Source organism: Pseudomonas sp. DC3200b2 (genome assembly GCF_049895785.1).
Taxonomy (GTDB): Bacteria; Pseudomonadota; Gammaproteobacteria; order Pseudomonadales; family Pseudomonadaceae; genus Aquipseudomonas; species Aquipseudomonas massiliensis.
Map to the genome: position 1 here is coordinate 866,500 of NZ_JAFCTA010000001.1, position 19,491 is coordinate 885,990.

General features: G+C 65.0%; 13 protein-coding genes and 3 tRNA genes. All 16 read left to right on the forward strand.

Going from position 1 to position 19,491, the window contains the following annotated elements:
* Positions 1-47: 47 nt before the first annotated feature.
* On the forward strand, positions 48-2,636 hold the full coding sequence (locus ACP691_RS04210) for a FimV/HubP family polar landmark protein (RefSeq protein WP_426150185.1): 2,589 nt from the start codon (positions 48-50) through the stop codon (positions 2,634-2,636).
* A gap of 73 nt (positions 2,637-2,709) precedes the next feature.
* A complete protein-coding gene (gene truA, locus ACP691_RS04215) occupies positions 2,710-3,564 on the forward strand; it encodes a tRNA pseudouridine(38-40) synthase TruA (RefSeq protein ID WP_426150186.1) in 855 nt (284 codons plus the stop codon).
* A 61-nt stretch (positions 3,565-3,625) separates the two neighbouring features.
* Entirely contained in the window at positions 3,626-4,249 is a 624-nt protein-coding gene (locus tag ACP691_RS04220) for a phosphoribosylanthranilate isomerase (RefSeq protein WP_426150187.1), read from the forward strand.
* 202 nt (positions 4,250-4,451) lie between these two features.
* On the forward strand, positions 4,452-5,366 hold the full coding sequence (gene accD / locus ACP691_RS04225; RefSeq protein ID WP_426150188.1) for an acetyl-CoA carboxylase, carboxyltransferase subunit beta: 915 nt from the start codon (positions 4,452-4,454) through the stop codon (positions 5,364-5,366).
* Entirely contained in the window at positions 5,363-6,670 is a 1,308-nt protein-coding gene (gene folC, locus ACP691_RS04230) for a bifunctional tetrahydrofolate synthase/dihydrofolate synthase (RefSeq protein WP_426150189.1), read from the forward strand. Before accD ends, folC begins: the two co-directional genes overlap by 4 nt.
* Complete coding sequence (locus ACP691_RS04235; protein ID WP_426150190.1) at positions 6,654-7,334, forward strand: SPOR domain-containing protein; 681 nt, start codon at positions 6,654-6,656, stop codon at positions 7,332-7,334. Before folC ends, ACP691_RS04235 begins: the two co-directional genes overlap by 17 nt.
* Positions 7,335-7,487: 153 nt before the next feature.
* On the forward strand, positions 7,488-8,069 hold the full coding sequence (locus ACP691_RS04240; protein ID WP_040262223.1) for a CvpA family protein: 582 nt from the start codon (positions 7,488-7,490) through the stop codon (positions 8,067-8,069).
* 16 nt (positions 8,070-8,085) lie between these two features.
* On the forward strand, positions 8,086-9,591 hold the full coding sequence (purF, locus tag ACP691_RS04245) for an amidophosphoribosyltransferase (protein ID WP_426150191.1): 1,506 nt from the start codon (positions 8,086-8,088) through the stop codon (positions 9,589-9,591).
* An 11-nt stretch (positions 9,592-9,602) separates the two neighbouring features.
* The gene (locus ACP691_RS04250; protein ID WP_426150192.1) at positions 9,603-10,817 is read left to right on the forward strand and encodes an O-succinylhomoserine sulfhydrylase; all 1,215 of its coding nucleotides are present in this window, start codon (positions 9,603-9,605) and stop codon (positions 10,815-10,817) included.
* 5 nt (positions 10,818-10,822) lie between these two features.
* Complete coding sequence (locus ACP691_RS04255) at positions 10,823-11,590, forward strand: SDR family oxidoreductase (RefSeq protein WP_426150193.1); 768 nt, start codon at positions 10,823-10,825, stop codon at positions 11,588-11,590.
* Positions 11,591-11,671: 81 nt separating this feature from the next.
* Positions 11,672-11,747: transfer RNA gene (locus tag ACP691_RS04260), tRNA-Val, on the forward strand.
* A gap of 45 nt (positions 11,748-11,792) precedes the next feature.
* Positions 11,793-11,869: transfer RNA gene (locus ACP691_RS04265), tRNA-Asp, on the forward strand.
* Between the two features lie 95 nt (positions 11,870-11,964).
* Positions 11,965-12,041: transfer RNA gene (locus ACP691_RS04270), tRNA-Asp, on the forward strand.
* 471 nt (positions 12,042-12,512) lie between these two features.
* Entirely contained in the window at positions 12,513-16,262 is a 3,750-nt protein-coding gene (locus ACP691_RS04275) for a molybdopterin-dependent oxidoreductase (protein ID WP_426153895.1), read from the forward strand.
* 294 nt (positions 16,263-16,556) lie between these two features.
* Positions 16,557-19,124 (forward strand): nitrite reductase large subunit NirB, encoded by a 2,568-nt coding sequence (gene nirB / locus ACP691_RS04280; protein ID WP_426153893.1) that lies wholly within the window; start codon positions 16,557-16,559, stop codon positions 19,122-19,124.
* Positions 19,121-19,480 (forward strand): nitrite reductase small subunit NirD, encoded by a 360-nt coding sequence (gene nirD / locus ACP691_RS04285; protein ID WP_426153891.1) that lies wholly within the window; start codon positions 19,121-19,123, stop codon positions 19,478-19,480. The genes nirB and nirD overlap by 4 nt, the downstream gene beginning before the upstream one ends.
* Positions 19,481-19,491: the final 11 nt, after the last annotated feature.

Here is a 19,491-nt window from a genome sequence, read left to right on the forward strand (position 1 = left end):
TTTCACGAACGACGACGCTCGTCCGGCACGCACAAAAGGATCTGGCCATGGTTCAAGTTCGCAAACTGGTCTTGGCGATAGCCGCGGCAACAACGCTGTCTTCCGGGCTGGCGCAAGCCTTGGAACTGGGTGAGTTGACCTTGAAGTCGGCCGCCAACCAGCCCCTGGTGGCGGAAATCGAATTGCGCGACGTCGCCGCGCTGACCGCGCCGGAAATCGTGCCCAGCCTGGCTTCCCCCGAGGAGTTCGCTCGCGCCGGGCTGGACCGCCAGGCTTTTCTGAACCAGCTCAGCTTCACACCTGTGATCAACCCCAGCGGTCGCAGTGTCATCCAGGTGACCTCGGCGGCGCCCTTGCCCGAGCCCTTGGTCAAGTTTCTGGTTCAGGTGATCTACCCCAGTGGCCGCTTGCTGCGTGACTACAACGTGCTGGTCGACCCTTCCCGATTCTCGCCCCAGGCCGCTCAGGCAGCGGTGACCCCCGCGCCCACCCCAGCGGTAAGCGCGCCCGGCCCAGCGGCCCGCGAATACAGGACCGGCAACCGTGACACGCTGTGGGAAATCGCTGCCCGCTACCGTCAGGAAGCTTCGGTTCAGCAGACCATGCTCGCCATTCAGGCCCTGAACCCGGATGCCTTCCAGGACGCCAACATCAACCGTCTACGCTCCGGCCAGGTGCTGCGCCTGCCGGATGCCAGCGACGCCACCGCATTGCCTCAGGCCCAGGCCGTGGCCGAGGTGGCGCGGCAGAACGCCGCCTGGCGCGAGGGTCGCCGATTGGGGCCGCGAGCTCAGCAGCTTGACGCTACCCAGCGCAACGGCTCCGGCACGGCGCCGGCCCCTGCTCAGCGGGATAACCTGCGCCTGGTTTCCGGTGAAAGCGCGCAGGGACGCGGCAATGGCCCAACGTCTGATAACAGCAAGGCGTTGGCGGACAAGCTGGCGGTGACCCAGGAAAGCCTGGACAGCACCCGTCGCGAAAACGGCGAGCTACAAAGCCGGCTGGCGGATCTGCAAAGCCAACTGGACAAGGCCCAGCGGCTGCTGCAGCTCAAGAGCGATCAGTTGGCCCGCCTGCAGGGGCTCGCCGGGTCGCCTGATGCCACTACGGTCCAGCCACCCGACAACGCCGCGGCGCCTGAACCGGCGCCCGCTATCAATGCCGAGCTGACTCCACCGCCAACCGTTCCTGCGACCCCGGAAAGTGCAACGGCACCTGGCGACGCGGCGCAGGTGACGCCGACCCCTTCGCCGGACCCGACCGCGGCTGCCCCGGCGATTGCGCCGGACGGTACCCAGGAAGACGAGGGCAATCCCTGGCTGGTAGGCGCTGCCGCCGGCGTGGCCGTGGCCGCGCTGCTGCTGGCCGCCTGGCTGCTGGCCCGCCGACGAAAGGCCCAACAGGAGTCGGAGCGGCACGCGCGCATGGCACGAGAGCTGGCCGAGAGCCAGGACATGCGCGCTGAAGACTTCGATTTGCCCGCCACCAGCTTCGAAGGGCTTGGCACCGCCGCGCCCTCGGTGCGTCTGTCCCCGGCGATGGTCGCGGCTTCGGCGGCTGCCGCCGCGGCCGCGGCCGCGCCGCCCGTTTACGAACGTCCCAGCCGCCCAGCCCCGGTGAGCGACGTGCCTTCGGTCGCATCCCTGGTGGTGGCGCCGGCCGAGGATGATCCTTTGGCGCAAGCCGAGGAGCACATGGCTCATGGGCGGTACACGCGAGCCGCCGATATCCTTGAAGTTGCCAGCGAAGCCGAGCCCGAGCGCAGCGATTTGCGCCTGAAACTGATGGAGGCCTACGCTCACCAAGGTGACCGCGATGGTTTCGTGGCCCAGGAGCGTCGCCTGATGGCTGACGGGGCCAACCAGGCGCGCGTCGAAGAGCTCAAGTCACGCTTCCCGGCCATGGCCGGGCTCGCCGCCGGGTTGAGCGCGGCGGCCGTTGCCGCGGAGCTCGACGCCCAATACGTCAAGGATCTGCTACAGGACGATCCCGGTGCGCCTGAACCTATCGGCGATGTGTTCGATACGGATTTCGACCTGAGCCTGGACGGTATCGAAACCGCGCCGGAAACGCCGGCCCCCGTGCGTGAGCCAGCCGAGGCCGCCACGCCGGAAAGCCTGGCGGCGGCCACCGATACGCCGGACTTCGACACCCTGCTTCGAGAGAGTGCGGCCGAACGCGCCAGCGAGCCCGCTCCAGAAGTGGAGTCGGTCCCGGCTGAGGCATTGACCGAGGAGGAGTTTCCCGAGCCTGCCGCCCTGACGGCGGAGGTGGAGGAAGAGCGCGATCCGCTGGATGACTTCGATCTGTCTCTCTCGGACGAGCAGCAGGATGATCAGGACCGCTTCGCCTCGGATGTGAGCGACGTCAATTCCCAGCTCGACCAGCTGTCTCGCAGTCTGAGCGAGGCGTCAGCCAGCAACGGCCTGCATAATGGCAATGGCGCTTCCGGCGGGCTCGACGAATTCGACTTCCTGGCTGACTCCGACGAAGTCACCACCAAGCTGGACCTGGCCCGCGCCTATATTGAGATGGCCGATGCCGAGGGCGCGCGGGATATCCTCGACGAAGTGCTCAAGGAAGGCACGGTAGCCCAACAGAAGGAGGCGCGGCAGATGCTCGCCGCCCTGAGCTAGCTTCAAGTGCAATTCCGCTGACGGCAGCCTCCCGGGCTGCCGTCGTCGTTTCCTAAGATGGGTTGTTGAGTTGGTGGATATCTACGAAAGCGCGGCCGATGAAGTGGCCGCGGCGGGCTACAGCCGCATTGCCCTCGGGGTGGAATACAAGGGCTCGCGCTACAAAGGCTGGCAGCGCCAGGCCGACGGCGTGCGCAGCGTGCAGGAAACCCTGGAAAAAGCCTTGTCCAGGGTGGCGGCCAGCCCGGTCTCGGTACTCTGCGCCGGACGCACCGACGCCGGCGTGCACGCCTGCGGGCAGGTGGTGCACTTCGATACCCAGGCGGTTCGCCCCGAGCGTGCCTGGGTAATGGGGGCCAATGCCGAGCTGCCCCATGACATCAGTGTCACCTGGGCAAGGCCCATGCCGGCGGACTTCCATGCACGTTTCAAGGCGGTAGCCCGTCGCTATCGCTATGTCATCTACAACGACCCGATACGTCCCGCGCACCTGGGCGAAGAAGTGACCTGGAATCACCGTCCCCTGGATGTCGCGCGCATGGCCGAGGCGGCCGCGCCCCTGCTCGGCACCCACGACTTCAGTGCCTTTCGCGCCAGTCAGTGCCAGGCCAAGTCGCCGATCAAGCAGTTGCACCATCTACGGGTAACCCGTCATGGCCAGATGATCGTCATCGACGTTCGCGCCAATGCCTTCCTTCACCATATGGTGCGTAACCTGGCGGGTGTGCTCATGGCCATCGGCAGCGGCGACAAACCGGTGAGCTGGGCCAGGGAAGTGCTCGAAGGGCGCGAGCGGCGCCAGGGTGGGGTCACCGCTCATCCCTATGGGCTGTACCTGGTCAGCGTGGAGTATCCCCAGGCCTATGCGTTGCCTGATCGTTATATCGGGCCACACTTCCTTACCGGCTTCGCCGACCTGCCAAGCTGACGCGGGGCGGCACCTCTGCTACCATCCCCCGACTTTTCGAACAGCTGGAGGTAGTAGCGTCATGGCCGCCGTTCGCAGCAAAATCTGTGGCATCACCCGCGTCGAGGACGCCCTGGCCGCGGCCCGCGCCGGGGCCGACGCCATAGGCCTGGTGTTCTATCCACGCAGCCCGCGCGCGGTGAATGTACGCCAGGCACGGGAGATCATCGCCGCCCTGCCGCCGTTCGTGACGGTGGTGGGGCTGTTCGTCAATGCATCGTCCTGCGAGGTCAACGAAACCCTGGACGCGGTTCACCTCGACCTGCTCCAGTTCCATGGCGACGAAACCCCCGAGCAGTGCCAGCGCTACGAGCGTCCGTATATCAAGGCCCTGCGCGTGAAGCCCGGGGATGACATCGCCGCGGCTTGCGAGCATTACCGTCACGCCAGCGGCTTGCTCCTCGACGCCTATGTCGAAGGCGTGCCTGGTGGAACGGGCCTGGCATTCGATTGGAACCTGGTGCCCGCCGGGCTGCCGAAGCCTATCATCCTGGCCGGCGGTCTCACGCCGGAAAACGTCGGCGAAGCCATCGAGCGCGTGCGGCCCTATGCCGTCGACGTCAGTGGCGGGGTGGAAGCGAGCAAGGGCATCAAGGATGCCGATCGTGTGGCGGCCTTCGTCAAGGCCGTGCGTTCCCGGGGTTGAACCGCCCTGGATGGCAATGTGACGGCGGCGGCGGAGCCGCCGTCGTAATTCTTCAGCGCGCCTGGGCGGTCCCCGAGCGCGCTTGCGTATTTTTCGAGAGGGTGAGGCGCGCCGGCGCTCCCCTGGTTTTGAATGACCGTGGCGGCCCCTTGGTCCCCGGCCCGGCCCGTGATCGGGTCGCCCAGTTACTGGAGAAACAGGCATGAGCAACTGGTTGGTAGACAAACTGATCCCTTCGATCATGCGTTCCGAGGTGAAGAAGAGTTCGGTGCCCGAGGGGCTCTGGCACAAGTGCCCGAATTGCGAGGCGGTGCTGTACCGTCCGGAACTGGAGAAAACCCTCGACGTTTGCCCCAAGTGCAACCACCACATGCGCATCGGTGCCCGCGCGCGGCTCAACATTTTCCTGGATGCCGACGGTCGCGAGGAGCTCGGCGCGGACCTGGAGCCGGTCGACCGCCTGAAATTCCGCGACGGCAAGAAGTACAAGGATCGCCTCACCGCCGCGCAGAAGCAGACTGGCGAAAAGGACGCGCTCATCTCCATGAGCGGTACCCTGATGGGCATGCCGGTGGTGGCCAGCGCCTTCGAGTTCAGCTTCATGGGAGGTTCCATGGGCGCCATCGTCGGCGAGCGCTTCGTGCGCGCGGCCAATCATGCCCTGGAGAACCGTTGTCCAATGGTCTGTTTCGCCGCTTCCGGCGGGGCACGCATGCAGGAAGCCCTGATTTCCCTGATGCAGATGGCCAAGACATCGGCTGTGCTGGCCCGACTGCGCGAAGAAGGCCTGCCCTTCATCTCGGTGCTCACCGATCCGGTCTACGGCGGCGTATCCGCCAGCCTGGCGATGCTCGGCGACGTGATCGTGGGCGAGCCCAAGGCGCTGATCGGCTTCGCCGGTCCACGGGTCATCGAGCAGACCGTGCGTGAAAAGCTGCCCGAAGGCTTCCAGCGCAGCGAATTCCTCCTCGAACATGGCGCCATCGATCTGATCATCGACCGCCAGGAGTTGCGCCCGCGCCTGGCCCGCCTGCTGGCCCAGATGATGAACGTGCCAACCCCCGGCCAGGCCGTGATCGCCGCTCCGTCGGCAGAGCCCGCGCCTGTCGAGGTATGAAGCCTCGTAGCCTGGCCGACTGGCTGACCTACCTCGAGCAGCTTCATCCCGTGGCGATCGACATGGGCCTGGAGCGCTCCCGGAAGGTGCTCGACCGGCTGCGACTGGGCCCCCTGGCAACTCGGGTCATCACGGTCACTGGCACCAATGGCAAGGGTTCCACCTGTGCGTTCCTGGCCAGTTTGTTGGCACGGCAAGGCTTGCGAGTCGGCGTATACAGTTCGCCGCACCTTATACGCTACAACGAGCGAGTGCGGCTCGATGGTCGGGAAGCCAGCGATGCGCAGCTGTGCGCCGCCTTCGAGGCCGTCGAGGCCGCCCGTGGCGACACCACGCTCACCTATTTCGAAATGGGCACCCTGGCGGCCTTCTGGCTCTTCGCTTCGGCGAACCTCGACGCGGTGGTGCTTGAGGTTGGCCTGGGTGGCCGTCTCGATACGGTGAACCTGATCGACGCCGATCTGGCGCTGGTGACCAGCATCGGCATCGATCATGCCGAATGGCTGGGGAACACCCGGGAGTCGGTTGCCTTCGAGAAGGCGGGCATTCTTCGGGCCGGTCGCCCGGCGCTGTGCGGTGATCCCTCGCCACCACAGCCCTTGGTGGACGTGGCCCAGGCCAAGGGTTGCCCGTTGCTTGTACGCGGGGTCGCCTTCGATCTGACCATGGGCGATGCCGCCTGGCAGTGGCGAGGGCAGGGCACTGACGGACAGGCGTTGGCGTTGAGCGATCTGCCATTGCTTGACTTGCCCATGGAGAACGCCGCGCTGGCATTGCAGGCCTTTGCCCTGCTGGCGCAGCCCTGGCGGCGTGCCGAGATCGTCCAGGCCCTGCTCGCCGCCCGGGTCACCGGCCGCCTGGATCGTCGCTGCATCGACTGGCGCGGCAAGCCCTTGAGGCTGTTGCTGGATGTTGGCCACAACCCCCATGCCGCCCAATACCTGAGCCGACGTCTGGCCGGCGGAGCTGCTCCGGCCAAGCGGCACGCTGTGTTCGGCCTGCTCGCCGACAAGGACCTGCCCGGCGTGGTCGAACCGCTGCTGCCCTGCATCGGTGACTGGGCGGTGACGCCGCTGCCCTCGCCGCGAAGCCGGCCCGCCAGCGAACTGGACGGCGCATTGGCGAACCTTGGCGCTCGGGTAACGTCACATGGCAGTGTCGAGGATGCCCTGGCCCACCAATGCGAGCAGGCGGGCGCCCACGACGAGATACTGGTGTTCGGATCTTTCTATTGTGTCGCCGAGGCCCTGCAATGGCTCGAGCGACACGGCCTGGAGGTAGCCGTCGATGGCTTTGCTGGATAACGTCTTCAAGCAGCGCATGGTTGGGGCTCTGGTGTTGATCGCACTGGCGGTGGTGTTCCTGCCGATGCTCTTCAGTCGCCCTGACGAGTTGCGCGAGGTGCGTGTGGACGCGCCCGCGGCGCCTACCGCTCCGGTGGCGCCGGATGTGAAGGTGCAGCCGGCCGCCGTTCCGGACGCCCCGGCAGCGGCGGTGGCCAATGAACCCTCCGCCCAGGCGCCCGTGGCCATGCCGCCCGCCCAGCCGCCTGTTCACGTCACGGCTCGGGCCTCTGCCCAGGCCCAGCCCCCCAGCACGCCTATCGCCGCGGCGCCGCCGGTGAGCCAGCCGGCGCCCCAGCCCAAGGTGGCGGCCCCGGCCCCCGCTACGCCAGCCGCGGCTGCGGTGGCCAAGGCCGATACAGCCAACAAGCTCGACGGCAATGGCGTGCCGGTCAGCTGGTCGGTTCAATTGGCCAGCCTGTCCAACCGGGCCGGTGCCGATGCGCTGCAGAAAACCCTGCGCGCCCAGGGATACAACGCCTATGTGCGGTCTTCCGAGGGCAAGAACCGGGTGTTCGTGGGTCCGTTGATAGAGCGCGCCGAGGCCGAGCGCGTGCGCGACGTCATCAATCGACAGCAGAACCTCAAGGGCTTCGTGGTTCGCTTCGAGCCTGAGCGCGCCTGATCCTGGGCGCCAGACCAGACCAGACCAGACCAGACCAGACCAGGCCCTGGCGGTCGGTGGCGATAGGGCGATGCCTGTCATCGGTGAATGCCGCTTAACCGGAACCTTCCTCTCTGCTAAAATGCGCGGCCTTATCTGTCTGTAGGCCGAAAAGTGGCATTCACCTGGGTCGATTGGGCGATCATCGCGGTCGTCGCCATCTCCGCGTTGATCAGCTTGAAGCGCGGCTTCGTCAAGGAAGCCCTCTCGCTGCTTACCTGGATAGTGGCGGGCGCCGTGGCCTGGATGTTCGGCGGCGGCCTGGCCCCGTACCTGGAGAATTACATCCAGACCCCCTCGGCCCGTGTCATCGCCAGTTGCGCCATTCTCTTCGTTGCCACCCTGCTGGTCGGGGCCATGGTGAATTTCCTGATCAGCGAGTTGATCCGTGTCACCGGTCTTTCGGGAACCGACCGTTTCCTGGGCATGGTCTTCGGCGCTGCCCGAGGCGGGCTGCTGGTAGTGATCGCCGCGGGGCTGATGAGCCTGGGGCCGGTCCAGCAGGACCCTTGGTGGCAACAATCGCAGCTGTTGCCTCGTTTTCTTCTTGTCGCCGATTGGTCGAAAAACCTCGTTCTGGGGATGAGCAGTCAGTGGTTGGCGGCCGGGGTTACCTCGCCGGTCGAGATTCCGTTCAAGGAGCACCTTCTGCCGACGCCGAAAGCGGCGCAGCAAGGGTCCGTTCAGGTTCACTAAGTAGGGGTTGTGTCGCATGTGTGGCATCGTCGGTATCGTCGGTAAGTCGAACGTCAATCAGGCGCTGTATGACGCGTTAACCGTCTTGCAGCATCGCGGCCAGGACGCTGCCGGTATTGTGACCAGCCACGATGGCCGGTTATTCCTGCGCAAGGACAACGGCCTTGTGCGCGATGTGTTCCAGCAGCGGCACATGCAGCGCCTCGTGGGCCACATGGGGATCGGCCATGTGCGCTACCCCACGGCGGGCAGCTCTACCTCGGCCGAGGCTCAGCCGTTCTACGTGAACTCGCCCTACGGGATCACGCTGGCCCACAACGGCAACCTCACCAATGTGGAGCAGCTGGCCAAGGAGATCTACGCCTCGGACCTGCGCCATGTGAATACGAGCTCGGACTCCGAAGTGCTGCTCAATGTGTTCGCCCATGAGCTGGCGGTGCGCGGCAAGCTTCAGCCCACCGAGGAAGATGTGTTCGCGGCGGTAAAGGACACTCACAAGCGCTGCCGGGGTGGCTACGCGGTAGTGGCCATGATCACCGGCTATGGCATCGTCGGCTTCCGTGACCCGAACGCCATCCGCCCCATCGTGTTCGGCCAGCGTCACACCGATGAAGGCGTGGAGTACATGATCGCTTCCGAGAGCGTGGCCCTCGACGTGCTCGGTTTCACCCTGATCCGCGACCTGGCGCCGGGCGAAGCCGTGTACATCACCGAGGACGGCAAGCTGCATACCCGCCAGTGCGCCCCCAGCCCGCACTACGCGCCCTGCATCTTCGAACATGTCTACCTGGCGCGGCCCGATTCGATCATCGACGGCATTTCCGTCTACAAGGCTCGCCTGCGCATGGGTGAGAAGCTCGCCGAGAAAATCCAGCGCGAGCGCCCCGAGCATGATATCGACGTGGTCATCCCGATTCCTGATACCAGCCGCACCTCCGCCCTTGAACTGGCCAACCAGCTTGGGGTGAAGTTCCGCGAAGGCTTCGTGAAGAACCGCTACATTGGCCGCACCTTCATCATGCCGGGCCAGGCGGCCCGCAAGAAATCGGTCCGGCAGAAGCTGAACGCCATCGAGCTGGAGTTCCGCGGCAAGAATGTCATGCTGGTGGACGACTCCATCGTGCGCGGTACCACCTGCAAGCAGATCATCCAGATGGCCCGCGAAGCCGGGGCCAAGAAGGTCTACTTCTGCTCCGCCGCGCCGGCGGTGCGTTACCCGAACGTCTATGGCATCGACATGCCCAGTGCCCATGAGCTGATCGCCCACAACCGCAGTACCCAGGAAGTGGCGGACCTGATCGGCGCCGACTGGCTGATCTACCAGGACCTGCCGGACCTCATCGACGCGGTGGGTGGCGGCAAGGTGAAGATCGACCATTTCGATTGCGCGGTGTTCGACGGCAAGTATGTCACTGGCGACGTGGACGAAGCCTACCTGAGCAAGATCGACACGGCTCGCAATGACATGGCCAAGGTGAAGACACAGGCTGTGAGCGCCATCATCGACCTCTATAACAACTGAAGGAGCAGGCCATGAGCCAGGACTGGGACGCAGGACGCCTTGACAGTGATCTCGACGGCGTGGGCTTCGACACCCTGGCGGTGCGCGCCGGCCAGCATCGGACGCCGGAGGGCGAGCACAGCGACCCGCTGTTCTTCACGTCCAGCTACGTGTTCCGCACCGCCGCCGACGCGGCGGCCCGTTTCGCCGGAGAGGTGCCTGGCAACGTCTATTCGCGCTATACCAACCCCACAGTGCGCTCGTTCGAGGAGCGCATCGCGGCCATGGAGGGGGCGGAGCAGGCGGTGGCATTCGCCACCGGCATGGCGGCCATCACGGGCGTGGCCATGGGGCTGTGCAGCGCGGGAGATCACGTGCTGATCTCCCAGAGCGTGTTCGGTTCGACCATCAGCCTGTTCGACAAATACTTCAAGCGCTTCGGTATCGAAGTGGACTACGTACCGCTGGCCGATGTAGGCGGGTGGCAGCGGGCGATCAAACCCAATACCCGCCTGCTGTTCGTGGAATCTCCCTCCAACCCCCTGGCGGAACTAGTGGATATCGCCGCGCTGGCCGAGGTGGCCCATGCCAAGGGCGCGCTGCTGGTGGTGGACAACTGTTTCAGCACGCCGGCCTTGCAACAGCCGCTCACGCTTGGCGCCGACATCGTGGTGCATTCGGCGACCAAGTTCATCGACGGCCAGGGGCGCTGCATGGGCGGCGTGGTGGCCGGACGCGCGGAACACATGAAGGAAATGGTCGGCGTGGTTCGTACCGCCGGCTTTTCCCTCAGCCCGTTCAATGCCTGGGTTTTCCTCAAGGGGCTGGAAACCTTGAGCCTGCGCATGCGCGCCCACTGCGCCAATGCCCAGGCCCTGGCCGAATGGCTGGAACGCCAGCCGGGCGTGGAGCGGGTGCACTATGCAGGCCTGGAGAGTCATCCCCAGCATGCCTTGGCACGGCAGCAGATGCGCGGCGGTTTTGGCGGCGTGGTCAGTTTCGAGGTCAAGGGCGGCAAGGCCGGTGCCTGGGCTTTCATCGACGCGACTCGACTGGTATCCATCACTGCCAACCTGGGCGACAGCAAGACGACCATCACGCATCCGGCAACCACCTCCCACGGCCGGTTGTCACCCCAGGAGCGTGAAGCCGCAGGCATCAGTGACAGCTTGATCCGGGTGGCGGTGGGCCTGGAAGACCTGGCTGACCTTCAGGCCGACATGGCTCGAGGCCTCGCGGCGCTGTGATACCCATGGAAATCGTTGGAAGCGGCTTCAGAGACGCCAAGGTGGCACTGGTGACCGGCGCCGCGCGCGGGATAGGCCTGGGCATCGCGGCCTGGTTGCTGGTGGAAGGCTGGAAAGTGGTGCTCAGTGACATCGATGTGGAGCGCGGCCGCCTGGTGGCGGACTCCCTCGGGGAGGGCGCTACCTTCGTCGGCATGGACGTGGCCGACGAAAAACAGGTAGTGGCCGGTGTCGCCGAGGCCCTGGCGCGTTTCGGTCGCCTCGATGCCCTAATCTGCAATGCCGCCGTGGCCACGTCCCATAACGGTCCGCTGGAAAGCCTGCCGCTGGCTCGGTGGCGCCGGGTGCTGGACGTGAATCTCACAGGCACCATGCTGTTGGCGCGTCATTGCGCACCTTACCTGCGGGCGCGCAACGGTGCCATTGTCAATCTCTGTTCGACCCGGGCTCATCAATCCGAGCCCGACAGCGAGGCCTATGCCGCCAGCAAGGGAGGTGTACTGGCCTTGACCCATGCTCTGGCCGTGAGTCTCGGCCCGGAAATCCGGGTCAATGCCATTTCCCCCGGATGGGTCGATGCGCGAGACCCCGGCGAGCGTCGGGCTGCGCCATTGGACGAGCAGGATCATGCCCAGCACCCGGTCGGGCGCGTCGGCACGGTGGAGGATATCGCCGCCGCTGTGTCCTGGCTGCTGTCGGTGAACGCTGGCTTCATCACCGGGCAGGAGTGGGTCGTCGACGGCGGCATGACCCGCAAGATGATCTACGTTTGAGGTTTTGAAAAAAACTTCAAGCAGGGTATTGACTTACATGCGCCTCCTGTCCAAAATGCGCACCACTTCGACGCAGTACACGGGTGATTAGCTCAGCTGGGAGAGCATCTGCCTTACAAGCAGAGGGTCGGCGGTTCGATCCCGTCATCACCCACCACTTCGAAGTGCTCTGATTCTAGAGCGGACGAAAGTCCACCGACGCGCAGCGGTAGTTCAGTCGGTTAGAATACCGGCCTGTCACGCCGGGGGTCGCGGGTTCGAGTCCCGTCCGCTGCGCCATTTTTATTCCAGGTTTGGTTGCCTACAAGCTTGAGATCGGAGCACACCCCGCTTCGGTCAGCCGTTACACCTTGGGCGAAAGCCTGATTCATCACGCAGCGGTAGTTCAGTCGGTTAGAATACCGGCCTGTCACGCCGGGGGTCGCGGGTTCGAGTCCCGTCCGCTGCGCCATATCTCGCTGGGAACGCCTGAACCGTTTCCAGCACCAAAAAAGCGACCTTCGGGTCGCTTTTTTTTTTCCGCGCTGAACCGAAGTCGTGCGAGATAAGCCTATCTTGCGCCAATTGCGTGCATGCCAGACCGACCTGGTACTCCAGCCACCCGCAGGGCCGGCGAGTTTCGTTGGACAGCGAGGCCATCACAGTGGGAGCTAGCGTCAGCTAGCGAAAGGGCTCTGTGACCAGGCGCAATGCGTTAGCTGCCCTGGCTTTTCCACGGTTAGCCAGCGAAACTGGCGCATCCGGTGCTGCCTCTAGGGCTATTCGCTAGCGCCCACCCTCGGCGGCCCTGGCCCAAAACCTGCATTCCTCCTTCGCAAACGCAGCCAACGCAGGCTGCAGTCACGACAAAGGCGCCGTGTTGCTCCGCTGAAAGGCGAGGGCAACCGGCGCCTTTTTGCGTTCAGGCGAAGGAGACACGGCAATGGCCCAGGCAACCGTACGCAGCGTTTGCCCCTATTGTGGGGTTGGCTGCGGGCTGGTGATGACCGTAGAAGACAATCGCATCATCGCTGTCAGTGGCGACACGGCCCACCCGAGTAACAAGGGCCGGCTCTGTACCAAGGGCATGACCGCCCACATGCCGCTGATCGACCCTGGACGCCTGGACAAGGCCTGGGCCCGGCCGAACCGGTCATCACCCGCGACCGCCGTGGCGCTGGAAACCGCCATCGAGCAGTGCGCCCAACGCCTGCGCGACATCATCGATACCCATGGCCCGGATGCCGTGGCGCTCTATGTCTCCGGGCAGATGTCCCTCGAGGCCCAGTACCTGGCCAACAAGCTCGCCAAGGGGTTTATCCGTACTCGCCATATCGAATCCAACTCGCGGCTGTGCATGGCCAGTGCCAGCACGGGCTACAAGCAGTCCCTGGGTGCGGATGGCCCGCCAGGCGCCTACGATGACTTCGACCACGCCGACCTTTTCTTCGTCAGCGGGGCGAACATGGCCGACTGTCATCCGATCCTGTTCCTGCGCCTGCTCGACAGGCGCAAGGCCGGGGCGAAGCTCATCGTGGTAGACCCCCGGCGCACCGCCACCGCGGAAAAAGCCGACCTCTTCCTGCAGGTTCGGCCCGGCACTGACCTGGCCCTGCTCAATGGCTTGCTGTTCCTGCTTCTGGAAGACGGGCGCGTCGATCAGGCGTTCATCGCCCGACACTGCGAAGGCTGGGAGGCCATGCCCGAGTTCCTCGCGGACTACACCCCCGCGCGCGTAGCCGCCATCACCGGGGTGGCGGAAGCAGACCTGCGCCTGGCGGCGCGCTGGATTGGTGAAAATCCTAACTGGATGAGCTGCTGGACCATGGGCTTGAACCAGAGCGTGCAGGGTACCTGGCATACCAACGCTCTATGCAACCTGCACCTGGCCACGGGGGCGATCTGCCGCCCAGGCGCCGGGCCGTTTTCCCTCACCGGTCAGCCCAACGCCATGGGTGGGCGCGAGATGGGTTATATGGGGCCTGGCCTGCCAGGCCAGCGCTCAGCCCTGGTCGCCGCGGATCGCGCCTTCAGCGAAGCCCGGTGGGGGCTGCCGAGCGGTCACCTGCGTACCGAGAGCGGCGAAGGCACGGTTGGCCTGTTCGAGGCGATGGCCCAAGGCGAGGTGAAGGCCTGCTGGGTCATCTGTACCAACCCTGTAGCCAGTGTCGCCAACCGCAACCGGGTGATCGAAGGCCTCAAAGCCGCTGAGCTGGTCATCAGCCAGGACGCTTTCCTCGATACCGAAACCAACGCCTATGCCGATATTCTGCTGCCTGGCGCGCTCTGGGCCGAGGCCGACGGGGTGATGGTGAACTCCGAGCGCAACCTTACCCTGGCGGCGCAGGCGGTAACAGCCCCCGGCGACGCCCTGGCGGACTGGCAACTGATCGCCCGGGTGGCCTGCGCCATGGGCTATGGCGCTCACTTCAGCTACGCCAACGCCGCCGAGGTGTTCGAGGAAATCCGCGGCTTCGCCAACCCGCAGACCGGCTACGATCTGGGGTGCACTGACTATGAGCAGTTGCGCCAGGGCCCTGTGCAGTGGCCGGTACAGTCAACCGGCATCCGGCGCAACCCTATCCGTTATCTGGACCCTGAGGGCCTGCGCTTCCCGACGCCCACCGGGCGGGCGCGTTTCCTGGCACGACCACACTTGCCATCCGTGGAGCGCCCTGACCAAGCGTTTCCCTGGGTACTCAACACCGGGCGCCTGCAGCATCAGTGGCACACCCTGACGAAGACCGGCAAGGTCCCGGCCCTGAATCGCCTCAACCCCGGGCCCTTCGTTGAAATCCATCCCGAGGATGCGGTGGCCCTAGGCATCGCGCAGGGCGACCGTGTGCGTCTGTCGACCCGCCGCGGCCAGGCCGAGCTACCGGCTCTGGTCTCTGACCGAGTACGTCCGGGCAACTGTTTCGCGCCCTTCCACTGGAGCGATGTCCATGGCGAAGGCCTGGCTGTCAATGCCCTGACCCAGGACGCTGTGGACGCGGACTCGCTGCAACCGGCGTTCAAGTTCGCGGCGGTGCGCCTGGAGCGTGTGGGGCCGCCGGCACAGCGGCTGGGCGAAGCGGAGGTGGCGCCTGTTGAAGGTCAACCCTTGCTGCTGTGGGGTTCCCAGACGGGCACGGCTCAGGCGCTGGCCGAGCGCCTCGGCGCTCAGCTGACGCAACAAGGCCTGCCTTTGCAGCTCAAAGGATTGCATGAGGTGACTCCGGCGCATTTGCGCCAGGCCAGCCTCGCCCTGCTGGTGACCAGCACCTTCGGCGACGGCGAGGCGCCGGATAACGCCGCGAGCTTCTGGGCCGCGCTGCAGAATGAAGAAGCGTTGGCCAACCTTCGTTATGCCGTGCTGGCCTTGGGTGATCCCAGTTACGACGCCTTTTGCGGCTTTGGACGACGCCTGGACGGACAACTGCAAGCCTTGGGTGCCACCGCGCTGGTGCCCCGGCAGGACTGCCATGGTGGCGACAGCGCCGGATCGGGGCAGTGGCTGCGCCAGCTATGCCAGGCCCTGGCCTTGGAGTTGCCCCTGACGATGCCCGTGCCGATCGCCGAGCAACCCCGACAAGCAGGCTATGACCGTTGTAACCCTCTGAGCACGCGCCTGTTGCACAACCGGCTGCTCAGCGGCCCGGGGGCGACCAAGGAAACTCGGCAGCTGGTGTTTGACCTCAGTGGCTCGGGCCTCACCTATAAAGCCGGAGATGCCCTTGGCATCTGGCCGGAAAATTGCCCCGCGCTGGTGGCGGAGTTCCTCATCAGCCTAGGGCTGGATGGCCAGGCAAGCTGGGACCTGGAGCAGGGTTCGCTGCCCCTGGCCGAGGCGTTGCGCTTGCATCTGGATATCAGCCGGGTCACCCCGCAATGGCTGGCCTGGGTGGCCAGCGCCAGCGGGGATTTACACCTGCAACGGCTGCTGGCGCCCGAGAACAAGACCGAACTGCAGGGCTGGCTGTGGGGCCGTCAATTGGTGGATCTCCTGCAGGCCTACAACCTGCGCCCTGGCGTCGAGGAGCTGCGGCCGCTGCTCCAGCCCTTGCAGCCTCGGCTCTACTCCATCAGTTCCAGCGCCGCGCATACTCCGGACGAAGTCCAGATCACTGTGTCCACGGTGCGCTACCGGTATGGCCAGCAGCCCCGCCATGGGGTTGCCTCGGGCTACCTGGCGGACCGCGCCAGCGCCAGCCAGGTGCGGCTGTTCATTCAGCCATCGGCGCGCTTTCATATCCCCGAAGATCCTGACACCCCCGTGATCATGGTAGGGCCAGGCACTGGCGTGGCCCCTTTCCGCGGTTTTCTCCACGAGCGTCAGGCCCAAGGAGCCGAGGGCCGTAACTGGCTGGTGTTCGGCGAGCAGTACCGCGCCACCGATTTCTACTACCGGGAAGAACTGGAAGGCTGGCTGCGCAGCGGGCACTTGACTCGTCTGGATACCGCGTTTTCCCGCGACCAGGACGAGAAAGTGTATGTGCAACACCGCTTGCTGGAGCAGGGCGCGCGCCTGTGGCAGTGGTTGGAGGAGGGCGCCAGCTTCTATGTATGCGGCGATGCCCAGCGCATGGCCAAGGACGTGCATGCGGCCCTGCGAGAGGTGATTCAGCGATTCGGGGGGTTGAGCGCGGCCCGGGCCGACGATTACCTAAGCGCGCTGGGGCGCGAACATCGCTATCTGCGAGACGTTTATTGATGCCCTATAACCGGGACTGTTGAATGTCCATGCACCGCCTTGGGTCATCCAAGACTACCTAAAGTTTATAGAAAACCAGTTAAATCAACTGGTTATGGATTGGCACAGGCGTTGCAAAGTCGGTATCAACAAACCCGGCGCAGCGCCCGGGTGTCATGCGGTCAAAGCCGACCGGCATGGCGGTGGTGAGCAACGCGGCTCCCTTACAACACATACCGTGAATACCAGGCAAAGGCGCCTGGAGCTCTCTTGGGCTCCAGGCGCCTTTCTGTTTTTAGCCAAGCGAGGCAGCCTATGAACTCGATCTTGACCCACACGCCGCGTGAACAACTGATCGTCGTCGGAAACGGCATGGTTGGCCACCATCTGCTTGAACAGTTGGTACAGCATGGCGCCACCGCGCGCTTCGACGTCCATGTCTTTGGCGAAGAGCCCCAGCGCGCCTACGACCGGGTGCACCTGTCCGAATACTTCACCGGCAAGGATGCCGAAACCCTGGCCATGAATGGCGAGAGCTTCTACCGGGACAACAGCATTCAGGCCCACCACGGCGAGACGGTGCTCGAGATCGACCGGGTGCATCGTGCCGTGATCACTGACAAGGGCCGGTACCACTATGACCGCCTGGTGCTGGCCACGGGCTCTTACCCCTTTGTGCCGCCCATTGCCGGCTGCGAGGGTGACGCCCGTCTGGTGTACCGAACCTTGGGTGACCTCCACCGCATCCGCGCGGCTGCCTGCAACGCGCGGCGAGGCGTGGTGGTTGGCGGTGGATTGCTGGGACTGGAGGCGGCCAATGCATTGAAGTCACTTGGGCTCGAAGCGCATGTGGTGGAGTTCGCGCCGCGACTGATGCCAGTGCAACTGGATGCCGAAGGCGGGGCTGCCTTGCGCGCGCGGATCGAAGCCCTCGGGGTAGGCGTACATCTTTCTCGCGCTACCCAGTGCGTGGAAGCCGGAGAGGCCTATCGCTACCGGATGAACTTCGACGGCGGCGAATGCCTGGAAACCGACCTGATCGTTTTTTCCGCCGGTATCCGGCCTCAGGACGCCTTGGCGCGGGCGTGCGGCCTGGAGATCGGGCCCCGGGGCGGGGTAGTGATCGACAGTGACTGCCGCACCAGTGATCCAGCCATCTTCGCCATCGGCGAGTGCGCCGCCTGGGGCGGCATGGTGTTCGGCCTGGTCGCCCCTGGCTACACCATGGCGCGCAACCTGGCCGGCCTGTTGACCGAAACCGCAAGCGGCAGCTTCAGCGGCGCGGACATGTCCACCAAGCTCAAGCTGCTGGGGGTCGACGTGGGCTCCATCGGCGACGCACACGCAGCTACTCCAGGAGCTCGCAGCTACCGCTTCATCGACGAGGCCACCGCCAGCTATCGTCGTCTGGTAGTGGATGCCAGCGGCACAAAGGTGCTCGGCGCCGTATTGGTCGGCGACAACAGCTATTACGACACCTTGCTGCAGTACGCCCAGAATGGCCTGCCATTGCCGGCCGACCCTGCCAGCCTGATCCTGCCCCGGGGCGAAGCGGCACCGCTGCTGGGTGCCGATGCCTTGCCTGCCACCGCGACCGTATGCTCGTGTCACAACGTGAGCAAGGGCGCCATTTGCGCTGCCATCGACGGGGGCTGTGGCGACCTTGGCGCGCTCAAGTGCCAGACCAAGGCAGGCACTGGCTGCGGCGGTTGCGCCGGCTTGCTCAAGCAGGTGTTCGAGCATGAACTCAGCGCCCGCGGGGTCGCCGTGGACAAGAGCCTGTGCGAGCACTTCCCTTACACTCGCCAGGAGCTTTACGCCATGGTGCGGGTAGAAGGTATCGAGAGCTTCGAGGCGCTGCATGCCCGCCATGGCCGCGGCAGCCTTGGGTGTGATGTGTGCAAGCCCACGGTGGGCTCTATCCTGGCCTCCTGCTGGAACCGGCCCATCATGGAGCCTTCGCTGGTGCCGCTGCAGGACACCAACGATACCTTCATGGCCAATATGCAGAAGAACGGTACCTATTCAGTGGTGCCCCGTATTCCCGGTGGCGAGATTACCCCGGACAAGCTTATCGCCATCGGCGCGGTGGCCAAGAAATACGATCTCTATACCAAGATCACCGGGGGGCAGCGCATCGACCTCTTCGGCGCCCAGCTTCACGAACTGCCTGACATCTGGGCAGAGCTGATCGACGCTGGCTTCGAAACAGGGCATGCCTACGGCAAGTCCACGCGCACGGTCAAATCCTGCGTAGGCAGCACCTGGTGCCGCTACGGCGTGCAGGACAGCGTCGCCATGGCGCTGCTCATCGAGGATCGCTACAAGGGCCTGCGCTCGCCCCACAAGCTCAAGTTCGCCGTATCCGGCTGCACCCGGGAATGCGCCGAGGCCCAGAGCAAGGACGTGGGCGTGATCGCCACGGAAAACGGTTGGAACCTTTACCTGTGCGGCAACGGCGGCATGCGCCCGCGCCATGCCGAGCTGTTCGCCACTGACCTGGATGACCAGACCCTCATCCGCTACATCGACCGCTTCCTGATGCTGTACATCCGCACGGCAGATAAGCTGCAGCGGACCTCCGTCTGGCGCGAAAGCCTCGAAGGCGGGCTGGACTACCTCAAGGCCGTGATCATCGACGACAGCCTCGGGCTGGGCGATGAACTGGAAGCACAGATGCAACTGGTGGTGGATCGCTATGAATGCGAATGGGCCAATGCCCTGAAAGACCCGGAAAAGCTCAAGCGCTTCCGCACCTTCGTCAACGAGCATCGCGACGACCCGAGCCTGCGCTTCGTGCGCGAGCGCGGCCAGCGCCGGCCTGCCCGTGCGGATGAAGTCACATTGATCCCTGTCCAGGTTGCCGAGGAGGTGCTGGGATGAACGCCGTGAACCGTATCGAATCCGTCGAACCCGAATGGATCACCCTCTGCCAGGAATGGGACCTGGTGCCGTTTTCAGGGGTGGTGGCTTGGCACCAGGGTCGCCAGGTCGCGCTCTTCTACCTGCCGGGGCAGTCGACCGAACTCTATGCCGTGGACAACCGCGACCCGCGCTCAGGCGCCCAGGTGATCGGTCGTGGCCTGATCGGCGACCTGAGTGGCGAGCCCGTGGTCGCCGCGCCTTTGTACAAGCAGCATTTCAGCTTGCGCGACGGGCGTTGTCTGGAAGACCCGGCCCAGATGCTGAGTACCTGGCCAGTGAGGCTGCGTCAGGGACGGGTGGAGATCGCAAGCTAGGACCAGGATAA

Excerpts from the sequence above, each read along its gene's own strand:
- ACP691_RS04210 (WP_426150185.1), top strand. The coding sequence starts at position 48 with ATGGTTCAAGTTCGCAAACTGGTCTTGGCGATAGCCGCGGCAACAACG.
- ACP691_RS04220 (WP_426150187.1), top strand. The coding sequence starts at position 3,626 with ATGGCCGCCGTTCGCAGCAAAATCTGTGGCATCACCCGCGTCGAGGAC.
- accD (WP_426150188.1), top strand. The coding sequence starts at position 4,452 with ATGAGCAACTGGTTGGTAGACAAACTGATCCCTTCGATCATGCGTTCC.
- folC (WP_426150189.1), top strand. The coding sequence starts at position 5,363 with ATGAAGCCTCGTAGCCTGGCCGACTGGCTGACCTACCTCGAGCAGCTT.
- ACP691_RS04235 (WP_426150190.1), top strand. The coding sequence starts at position 6,654 with ATGGCTTTGCTGGATAACGTCTTCAAGCAGCGCATGGTTGGGGCTCTG.
- purF (WP_426150191.1), top strand. The coding sequence starts at position 8,086 with ATGTGTGGCATCGTCGGTATCGTCGGTAAGTCGAACGTCAATCAGGCG.
- ACP691_RS04250 (WP_426150192.1), top strand. The coding sequence starts at position 9,603 with ATGAGCCAGGACTGGGACGCAGGACGCCTTGACAGTGATCTCGACGGC.
- ACP691_RS04255 (WP_426150193.1), top strand. The coding sequence starts at position 10,823 with ATGGAAATCGTTGGAAGCGGCTTCAGAGACGCCAAGGTGGCACTGGTG.
- ACP691_RS04275 (WP_426153895.1), top strand. The coding sequence starts at position 12,513 with ATGGCCCAGGCAACCGTACGCAGCGTTTGCCCCTATTGTGGGGTTGGC.
- nirB (WP_426153893.1), top strand. The coding sequence starts at position 16,557 with ATGAACTCGATCTTGACCCACACGCCGCGTGAACAACTGATCGTCGTC.
- nirD (WP_426153891.1), top strand. The coding sequence starts at position 19,121 with ATGAACGCCGTGAACCGTATCGAATCCGTCGAACCCGAATGGATCACC.